We start from the raw sequence: 7,713 nt of genomic DNA, 5'->3' as shown, positions 1-7,713 counted from the left end.
TTGCTATCGTCGCATTGTCAGGCAATAGCCGGATAAATGTCGCGTAAATGTATCAGCATCATTGGGGATAGGCAATGCGTAAAGTTCTATTTGTGATTGTAGCGGGGGTTTTATCACTCTGGCTAGGGGGTTGTGCTTCGGAGCCACCGGAGGAGGAAATTACATTGACTCCAACTCCCACAGAAGAAACAACCCCAGTTGACCCATCGGAAGAGGAAACTACAGCAGAAACACCATTTGAAGATCCTCTAGTTACTGAAACTCCTCCGCCAGAAGCAGGTTTGATTCAGTCTACCAAATCAGAGGAACGATTGAGACAGCTTCTGCCCGGCAGAAATGGAGTACCTGCTGCACCGGCAACTATTCCAATTCCTGGTCAACAACTTGACCCCTTTGGACCGATTCCACCGGTTATTGCAGATAGACCCCCAGACGTGCAAGCAGACAGTGAATCGATCGCCTTACCCAGTAAACAAGTGCCTGACCTACCCAGTCTTCCCGTAGCTATGCAACCGCCCCAATGGAGAACTCCTGTTGCCGTTACTACCGTGCCAGGACAGCCCGGAGCCCCCACAGCACAGCCAGGCGCAGCCAACGGACAGCCAGGGGTAGCCAACGGACGACCAGGAGCCCCTACCGCACAGCCAGGAGCTCCTACCACACAGCCAGTGGTAGCCAACGGACGACCAGGAGCCCCTACCGCACAGCCAGGCGTAGCCAACGGACAACCCGGTATTACTGAACCAGCAGCAGGATTACCAGATCTAGCTGTAGCTGGAGTGCCAGATCTGCCTCAACTTCCCCTCACTTCCAGACCACCCGCATGGGTTGACCCCAATGCTCCCCCTCCCGTTGCACCAGCAGCACCCCCTCCACCCCCTCCACCCCCTTCCACTGATTTAGCTCGTGCCATAGAAGTAACAGGAGTCCTCAGAACAGGAGATGACACCAGAATTATTGTTAAGGCTCCTAATGAACCCACCAGTCGTTATGTGAGTGTTGGTCAACGCATTGCCGGGGGAGAAGTTCTGATTAAGCGCGTCAAGTTTAGCCGAGACAGCGATCCGATTGTCATCTTTGAGCAGAACGGCATTGAAGTTGCTAGAATGGTAGGTGAGGTTAGCGGACCCCTTGGGGATGAAGCTAACATGATTGTAATGCCACAAACTATCAACAATTTTGTTCGTAATCAGTCCTAACTAACTGGGGGTTGTGGTTATCCTCTGGCTGCCTTGGAGCCATATCCCCGGTGGTTTAGGTTAGTCATTGAACTAAAAATCCTTGGGTTTGATAACCAGGGAATTATCAATGTCATGGGTTGAGTTTTATGTTCAATTTAGTTAAAAAATTTGGCTTTGTTACCCTAGGACCGTTCACCCAGTCTCTCCTCAGCACAATGGCTTTGAGTGGATCTGTTGCTTTGTTAGTCACACTGCCAGCCAACGCCCAAACAGAAGGCGGTCGCCCCCCTATCTGTGAAGGACAACTACCTACCGGCCAGGTGACGTGCAACTATGAAGGGGGAGATAATTTCACCGGTAGTTTTGTCAACGGTCGCCCAGAAGGACGCGGTATCTTTGTCTATGCTAACCGCGATCGCTTTGAGGGAGAATTTCGCAATGGTCTCCCTAATGGTCAAGGTGTGTTTATCTTTGCTGATGATTCCCGTGTCGTGGGAGTGTTTAGAGATGGCCAGATTACTAACGGAACGGTGATTTTTGCCAATGGCGATCGCTATATTGGTGAGTTTCAACTGGTCACAGAAGTCGGTAGCGGTACCACTAGCAGCCAACCCCACGGCAGAGGGCAGTTTGTTTATAGCAATGGCGATCGCTTTGAGGGAAGATTTTTTGCCGGGGGACCCTTTGGACAGGGAACCTTAACCCGCACAGATGGGACTACCTGCCAAGGAGAATTTTTTAATCAAGCCCTCGACGGAAAAGGCAATTGCACCTTCCCTAACGGTTTTCGCTATGAAGGGGAACTGCGCGGCGGTATCCCCCACGGCCAAGGCGTTCTCATTAACACCGCCGGACAACGTTTCCCCGGTACCTTCCGCGATGGTAGACGGCAGGATTGAACCCTCTAAGTCACCACAAATCAGCAGTTTTGGGGAAATCTCCCTCACGGAAGCCCCAACCCTGTGGGTAGGTTAGCAATAAAACTTAAAAAACTGAAGTGAATCAGATGGCTGATCCAGTAGTAGGCTGAAGATTAACGCATTTTAGACATAGAGGAAAATAAACCAATGGTTCAACGTGGTTCTAAAGTTCGCATTCTTCGCCAAGAGTCCTATTGGTTCCAAGAAGTGGGAACAGTTGTTTCCGTGGATAAAAGCGGGATTCGCTATCCTGTGATTGTTCGTTTTGATAAGGTCAACTACAACGCCTACTGCGGTGTTGATGGCGGCGTTAACACTAACAACTTTGCTGAAGCTGAGTTGATCGAAGTAGAAGCACCAGCTAAGGCAGCTAAGAAGTAAACTAGACTGATCTCGGCTAATCTCGTGGCGGCAGTGTCAGACAGTCCCTGCCGCCTGTCAATACCTTAATCGCAGCGACTGTATACCTGCTTATTTTTCCGTGCCAGAGTTACCCGAAGTTGAAACCGTTAGAAAGGGTCTGAATCAGACCACCCTCAATCAGCCTATAGTGGGTGCGGATGTCCTCTTAGATAGTGCGATCGCCCACCCCTGTCCTGTGGAATTTATCGCCCAAATCAACAACACTACCATTAACCACTGGTATAGGCGGGGAAAATATCTGTTAGCGCAACTACAAGCCCCATCACAGCCATCAAATCCTATCTTCACATCAAAAGACCCTATCGAGACCCAGACAAGCGACGGGGGCTGGCTGGGTGTGCATCTGCGGATGACCGGACAACTTTTGTGGTGTACTTCTGACCAGTCTCTGCCAAAACATACCAGAGTGAGACTGTTTTTGCCTGAAGAACGAGAATTGAGATTTGTTGACCAGCGGACTTTTGGTAAAATCTGGTTGGTTCCCCCCCATCTGGCGGTCATGGATGTGATTTCTGGTTTGCGGGAATTGGGACCAGAACCCCTTAGCGATGAATTCTCCCCTGAGTATTTAGCCACCAAACTACGGCGCAGCCAAAGACCCATTAAAACAGCTTTACTAGACCAATCTATATTAGCTGGTTTGGGCAATATTTACGCCGACGAAGCCTTATTTTTGGCCAGAATTCAACCCACAACTCCTAGCTGTCGTCTCAGTCCAGACCAACTTAATCGCCTCTATACCCACATTGTCGCAGTTTTGCAACAGGCGATCGCAGACGGTGGCACAACTATTCGTAATTTCCTCAACGTCCAAGGCGTTAACGGCAACTACGGTAGCCACGCCTGGGTTTATCAACGTGGCGGGAAACCCTGTCGAGTTTGTCAAACCCCCATCACTAAAATTAAACTATCGGGACGGGGAACCCATTTCTGTCCTATGTGTCAACCTCAACTCAATTGTGATCTTCCCTAAATCTCGATTGTTAAGATAGATGTTCATAAAGCTACGTCTATCATCTGTAACGGTAAAATGTAATTGGCCGTTCGTTAGATGGGAAGCCGGAACAAGTACAACAGAGAATGAATACCTTGTTTGTAAACATTCGCGTGGCTATCGCACAATCCTTGACATCAAATTAACTCACAAGCCCTTAAAATTTGGGATAGATTCATTTATTATCCTGCTCGCTATGACTATTAAACGCGGAGATTTTGTTCACGCCATTCGGGAAAAATTAGAAAATAGCCTAGAAGTGACCGCCAGCGACTCCCGATTACCTCCCTATTTGTTTGAAACTAAGGGGGAAGTCATGGAAACTAAGGGAGATTATGCCTTTGTCAAATTTGGTCGAGTCCCTACACCAGCTATATGGTTGCGGATTGACCAATTGGAACCCGCTAAATAGCCATGTGCGACTCCATGGGCGATCGGATCACCCGGTTAATCCTATATCCTGACATAACTAGGCTGGGGTACTACTAACACCCCCAGGGTAGGGCATCAATAGCCCATAATCCCTAGGGGCAGTAGGGGAGGCTTCAAATTAGCCCTACCCCTTACCAACCAGCCTTTACTTCCCGTCTGGCAGACCGTTAATCAAAATCTAATTGGTATATGCAGATGGCTTCTAGTATGTTTTTTCCTCCTTCATGTCACCCTACCCAGGTTTCCATCATTGGGGCAGGTAAAGTAGGTGGTACCCTAGCCCAGCGCATAGCAGAGAGTAATGTCGCCCATGTCGTCTTGCTTGATGTCGTCGAGGGTTTGCCCCAAGGGGTCGCCCTAGACTTGATGCAAGCCGGATCAGTCGAAGGTCACGATCGCAAAATTCTCGGAACTAATGATTATGCAGATACTGCTGGATCAGATGTTGTCGTAATTACAGCCGGTCGCCCTAGGACTCCCGGCATGAACCGCAACGACTTGATCGAAACTAATGCCCCTATTGTGGCTCGTGCTGTTACTAATGCGATCGCTAGTTCCCCTAATGCAGTCATTATCATAGTCACCAATCCTTTGGATGTAATGACTTATATAGCTTGGCAGGTCAGCCAAATCGAACCTTTTAGGATTATGGGAATGGCAGGAGTGTTAGACTCAGCTCGCTTCCAAGCCTTTATCGCCACAGAATTAAACGTTTCCGTTGCTGATGTTAATGCAACCGTTATGGGAAGCCATGGCGATTTAATGGTTCCCCTTCCCCGTTATTCTACAGTTAATGGCATTCCCATTACAGAGTTAATGGATACTGAAACCATTAATCGTCTGATTGCTCGCACTCGTAATGGGGGGGCAGAAATAGTCGGACTTCTGAAAACTGGCGGCGCTTATTATGCTCCCGCTTCCTCCGTGCGGACTATGGTAGAATCTATTTTACTCAACCGTCGTCGTCTATTGCCAACTTCTGCCTATCTCAAGGGAGAATATGGCATGAAGGATATTTTCCTAGGGGTTCCCTGTTGGTTGGGATGTCGAGGCGTAGAAGCGGTTCTGGAATTAAACCTGACAGACAATGAACGCGAAGCACTCAACAGTTGCGCTCAATCAGTTCGCGAAGGTATTGAAAAAGCCGATGCCGTTTTGGCTGCCACTGCTGCTGTTTAGCCGCCGGGGGCGGGTCTTAGTAGTGCCATGACGTACCCGCCCCGAAAAAACCCCTCCCCTTCCTTAACTCTTGCGGACCACAGACAGTTTCACCAAAGCCCTTGACAGTCTGGGATTTATCATTTATCATTATTTGTATACACGGGGCATTACTGGTTTCGACAGGACGATCAAACCGACCTTGTGATTCAGGCCGAGAGTGAGCCTCCTCTCGAAAATCAAAGGTTCACAAAAAATGTAAGTGCGAACAACGTCGTACCTTTCGCTCGCGTTAAAGCCGCTGTTGCTTAATAACGAATACCTCCTATAGGTTCGAGCACTCACGGTTTGACTCCGTTAAGGACTGTGGGTTAAACCCCAACGGATGCTTCGGTTAAGCGTTCTCTGGTAGCTTAACTGAAAAAGACTCTACTAGAGAATCCTACCGTCAGGGATAAGTGACGGTTCCCGCCCTAAGGATTAGAGGGGCTATGTCTGTGAACGAGCAGGGCGTAAATAGTCGTTTTGGACATGGGTTCGATTCCCATATGCTCCATTTTCTGTAAAACTTTATCCTGACTGCGATAACTGGGAAAGGCTTAACCCGGTTATCGCATTTTTAAAAACTATTTCACTATTTCCGGTTAACCTTAGCCAGAAGAGGCTTTTAGTGGACAATAGAGGGGTCGAACCCACCATAAAAGCTATAACCCTTACTCTACCGTCACACTGATGCACTCGAAAGCGATCGCATTATTAGGAGTGAGTGTAAAATGAGTACAAGTACAAACAGTACGCACAGCGGTATATATCAAGGTTTTCAAGATATCCTTGAGTTTTTCAACTTATCCCGCCAACAATGTCCCAAGGGTGTCAGGATTAAGCGCAATCGGGGGACAATCCAACTAGACATCACAAACGACCCAGAAACTGGGGGACGTAAGCAACGGGGCTGTAATTGCCAATTTACTCCAGAGGGTATCCGCAAGGCTGTAGACAAGGCTTGGTTAGTCCATAAATCCCTTGATGGACAATTTCAGTCAGTATCTGAATGGCTGGACTGGTACAAGGCTACTATCCTTGATGAATCCAAAGTTCCCATGGAAAACGACTTAATCACCTATCGTCAAGTGTTTAAAGAAATGGAGGATGATTACTTTAATGGGGTACACAAGAACACTAAGCGGAAACGTTCCCGTGATCTGGCTAGTGACCAAAGTTCATTTAAACGCTGTTTTCTTACTGTGTTTAACAAAGTCACAGACTGGGATGTTTATGTGAGCTGGGAGGGTATAAAAGAAGCGTTATATAGCCCGTTACAAGATGGCAGTAGTCCGGTAGGTCACAAAGACTTCAAAAATCGTTACTATCGATTAAGACAAGTAGCAGAACGTGCTGGCTGCAAAAAAGCATTGGAGAAACTGGAAAAGATTGACCCAACCCAAACAGTATTTGCTGAATCCCAAAGTATAGACTTGGATACCTTGTTAAGTTTACTAGACAAAGAACGCAACACTGATTATCGTTCTGTCACAGACAATAATGCGCGTGATGGTTGGTGCTGGGTTAGTGCGATGTGTACCCTATACGGGTTGAGACCGTCAGAAGTTGCGGCAGGTCAAAACTTAACCAAAGCCATTACGGTTGACGGTATCACTTTCCCGGCTGTATCTGACCCTAACAACCTTGAGTTAGTGCTGGTTATTGGTGAGTTTACTTACTTTGGCAGTAGCACCAAAACAGGTCAAAGGTTAGCAATACCAATGTCAAAAGACAAGGCTTTGATTAACCGTCTAGGGATTCATAACGTCTGTTTACCTATTACTGAACCTAAGAACCCAGCGGGCTTTAATCGTAACCACAGACAATGGTTAACTAACCATAATTGGGGATTCACCCAAGCATTAGCTTTCCGATATCTAGCCAACCAACTGGGAGAGATGAACGGGATACCACAGGAAATCAGGGCGCGTTCGTTTGGTCACTCGGTAACGGTTAATGACAGCAAGTACAAAAAACGTCGCAACCTTGCCACAGAGTTAGGTATCCTGACACGACATCAAAAGCAGCCATTACCGCTAGATATGGCAAAGCAAGCACTAACCAATCATGGTATCAATCCAGACTTGCCACAGATTAAGGCAATTCTTAGGGTAATATATCAGCTTGATGATTAACCCTCAATAAATCGACAACACAATACCCTCTAGGCTAAATACTTAGGGGCCTTCATTTGGCACTCACTCCTAAATGTGCGATCGCTTTTGAGTGCATCAGTGTGAGGGTAGAATGGGGGTTATAGGTTGTAATTTTGCTTCAAGTCCCGGGTTCCGCATTGGCGAAACCAGGTTGGGCTGGGGGAAGTTGGGTTACGCTGCGCTTCACCCAACCTACATACTACATACTAAGGGCTAAGAGTCGGGGGGGCACAGGCTACCCGAAAACCGAGGCTGTTGACGAGGAAGTCCGGGACGAACCAGTCGCGGAAGGCACAACGGCAGATACCAGGATTGTTGTTCCACGAACCGCCGCGCAGCACCCTCCCCCTCCTGTTTGTGTTGCTCAAAAAGTTGACTAAATATTCAATATAGTTTTGATAACGATT

Annotated in this window: 8 protein-coding genes and 1 other RNA gene; 8 read left to right on the top strand and 1 reads right to left on the bottom strand. The window is 47.8% G+C overall.

Translation table 11 applies throughout. The annotated features are described in order from the left end of the window. The first annotated feature begins 74 nt into the window (after positions 1-74). The 8 genes from P5674_RS22095 to P5674_RS22060 all read left to right on the top strand — a co-directional run bounded on the left by P5674_RS22095 (position 75) and on the right by P5674_RS22060 (position 7,285). Entirely contained in the window at positions 75-1,199 is a 1,125-nt protein-coding gene (locus tag P5674_RS22095; protein WP_035737108.1) for a hypothetical protein, read from the top strand. Positions 1,200-1,327: 128 nt separating this feature from the next. Continuing rightward, positions 1,328-2,080 (top strand): MORN repeat-containing protein, encoded by a 753-nt coding sequence (locus P5674_RS22090; RefSeq protein WP_006616584.1) that lies wholly within the window; start codon positions 1,328-1,330, stop codon positions 2,078-2,080. Between the two features lie 168 nt (positions 2,081-2,248). Beyond that, complete coding sequence (locus P5674_RS22085; RefSeq protein WP_006616585.1) at positions 2,249-2,482, top strand: photosystem I reaction center subunit IV; 234 nt, start codon at positions 2,249-2,251, stop codon at positions 2,480-2,482. Between the two features lie 100 nt (positions 2,483-2,582). Beyond that, positions 2,583-3,497: a DNA-formamidopyrimidine glycosylase gene (locus P5674_RS22080; RefSeq protein WP_006616586.1), complete on the top strand. Its 915-nt coding sequence runs from the start codon at positions 2,583-2,585 to the stop codon at positions 3,495-3,497. Between the two features lie 217 nt (positions 3,498-3,714). Next, the gene (locus P5674_RS22075) at positions 3,715-3,930 is read left to right on the top strand and encodes an NAD(P)H-quinone oxidoreductase subunit O (protein ID WP_006616587.1); all 216 of its coding nucleotides are present in this window, start codon (positions 3,715-3,717) and stop codon (positions 3,928-3,930) included. A 215-nt stretch (positions 3,931-4,145) separates the two neighbouring features. After that, positions 4,146-5,129 carry a malate dehydrogenase gene (gene mdh, locus P5674_RS22070; protein ID WP_006616588.1) on the top strand — a complete coding sequence of 328 codons (984 nt, stop codon included), beginning with the start codon at positions 4,146-4,148 and terminating at the stop codon, positions 5,127-5,129. A gap of 143 nt (positions 5,130-5,272) precedes the next feature. Further along, positions 5,273-5,667, top strand: a transfer-messenger RNA (tmRNA) gene (ssrA, locus tag P5674_RS22065). Positions 5,668-5,881: 214 nt separating this feature from the next. Continuing rightward, entirely contained in the window at positions 5,882-7,285 is a 1,404-nt protein-coding gene (locus P5674_RS22060) for a recombinase (RefSeq protein WP_315643017.1), read from the top strand. Between the two features lie 227 nt (positions 7,286-7,512). On the opposite strand, the gene P5674_RS22055 is transcribed toward P5674_RS22060, so the two are convergent. Continuing rightward, a partial coding sequence (locus tag P5674_RS22055; protein ID WP_315643016.1) for an SUMF1/EgtB/PvdO family nonheme iron enzyme occupies positions 7,513-7,713 on the bottom strand: 201 nt, incomplete at its 5' end.

The organism is Limnospira sp. PMC 289.06 (assembly GCF_032350395.1).
Taxonomy (GTDB): Bacteria; Cyanobacteriota; Cyanobacteriia; order Cyanobacteriales; family Microcoleaceae; genus Limnospira; species Limnospira platensis.
This window is presented reverse-complemented; position numbering and strand designations above follow the sequence as displayed.